We start from the raw sequence: 1947 nt of genomic DNA on the forward strand, positions 1-1947 counted from the left end.
CCCTTTGGAATAATTTGGTATCTTCGATACCAGATGCCCATGCTGGGCACACACAATGGCTATACGTAATGCGGGTTTGGTGCTAAATTGAAAGGAAATGAATATTAATAAAGGTAAGTGGTTAATCGAAAAGTTAGTGGGTTTTAATCCGCTACTGCTCATACACTAGACCGTTATGGGCAATTGTGAGAACCAAATGAAGCACCCTGTATTTAAAGCAAAAATTTTTATACCATCGAAAGGAATCGATTTGAGGGTCAATTCATCTAGGCTGATGTATGGAGGTTTTATTTTCCTTATAACAATTGCTTCTATTGCTAGTCAGTTAAATTTAAGTTTATCCATAGATTATTTAATCCGAACCCTACTTTTTTCATTATTGGGATTGATTCTCTTTGCAAGCTATTGGGGTGCTCATGAAAATGAAAAGAAATTCGGAAAGCTAGAAGGTGAAGTGAGAATCAGTTTAGATTCGATAGATTTTAATAATTCTAAATACTCCTGGAGTCAAATAGATCAAGTAAAATTTGGGGTTTTTGCAATACTTGGTGAAAAGTTGTGGTCTGATACTTATCCAATTGCTAGATACTATGGAGGCCCAGCTTATTCTCAAGGAGTAGATAGTTTCATAGAATTCAAATTTGATGGCGATAAAGTTAAAGTCTTTTTCCAATTGGAAAGTCCTTCACACAAAGTTGAGCTAAAGAGATTGATGCGGTTACTTTTTTTTCATGACCGAATTGATCTCTCTACTACCTACCTAGGATTAAACTTGGAATATGAAGAGATTCAAAAACTCAAAAAGGCCAAAATTAAGTATTTTGAAGACCAGCATTCAAATTTTAGCTCATGAAGCAAACAGGTGAAATAGTAATTTATCAGTCGGGGCAAGACGCACCTACTATTCAAGTGCTTCTTGAAAATGGCACCCTTTGGTTGGATCAATATCAGATTTCTGAATTGTTTGATACGGATCGGACATCAATAGTTAGGCATATCCGAAATATTTACAAAACCTTTGAATTGGATGAAAAGGCAACTTGTGCAAAAATTACACAAGTTCAACAGGAAGGAGAAAGAACGGTAAAGAGGCAGATAAAAATCTATAATTTGGATCTGATTATTTCTGTGGGTTATCGAGTTAACTCCAAACAGGGTACAGCTTTTAGAATTTGGGCAAACAAGATCATTAAAGATCATCTAGTAAAAGGCTATACGGTTAACGAAAAGAGGTTACTTGAGCTCCAAAAAACAATAAACCTAGTCAATAGAACAATCCAAAGTCTTGGTTCTGACGATCAGACAAAAGGTATATTTGAAGTTTTATCTGAATTTTCCAGTGCTTTAGATATTCTAGATGATTATGACCATCAAAGATTAAGTTTATCGCTTACCCCAATCCAAGCTACTTTTAGAATATCCTACAAGGAAGCAAAACATGCTGTGGATGAATTAAAGAAAAGATTCGGTGGGTCAAGTCTTTTTGGAAATGAAAAAGACCAATCCTTTAAGGGTTCAATTTCAGCCATAGACCAAACATTCGATGGCATAGAATTGTATCGAAGTTTAGAAGAAAAAGCTGCTCACCTTTTATATTTTGTTGTGAAAAACCATTCATTTTCAGATGGAAACAAGAGAATTGCAGCGTGGCTATTCATTTGGTATTTGGAAAAGAACAAAAGTTTGTATTATCCAGATGGTACTAAAAGAATCAGTGAAAACGCGTTGGTGGCTTTGACTTTGTTAATTGCTGAAAGTAAACCTGAAGAAAAGGAAATGATGATCAATGTGGTCGTAAATCTTATAAACAGATCATAGAAAGAAAAAGCCCATAATCGTGTAGACGGCCCCGCCAGATTCCTCTGACGGGGAGCGCCTCACACACCACCGAGGTGCGACAAGAAGTCGCATAGATAACTGTTTAACGTTCGATGAACGATTGAACCT

The 1947-nt window shown here is 36.0% G+C and carries 2 protein-coding genes; both read left to right on the forward strand.

All coding sequences use genetic code 11. The annotated features are described in order from the left end of the window. The first annotated feature begins 196 nt into the window (after positions 1-196). The gene (locus GJQ68_RS23045) at positions 197-853 is read left to right on the forward strand and encodes a hypothetical protein (RefSeq protein WP_235941870.1); all 657 of its coding nucleotides are present in this window, start codon (positions 197-199) and stop codon (positions 851-853) included. Further along, the gene (gene rhuM, locus GJQ68_RS23050) at positions 850-1818 is read left to right on the forward strand and encodes a virulence protein RhuM/Fic/DOC family protein (protein ID WP_162419615.1); all 969 of its coding nucleotides are present in this window, start codon (positions 850-852) and stop codon (positions 1816-1818) included. Before GJQ68_RS23045 ends, rhuM begins: the two co-directional genes overlap by 4 nt. The last annotated feature ends 129 nt before the right edge of the window (positions 1819-1947 follow it).

It is taken from the genome of Cyclobacterium roseum (assembly GCF_010119225.1).
Lineage (GTDB): Bacteria > Bacteroidota > Bacteroidia > Cytophagales > Cyclobacteriaceae > Cyclobacterium > Cyclobacterium roseum.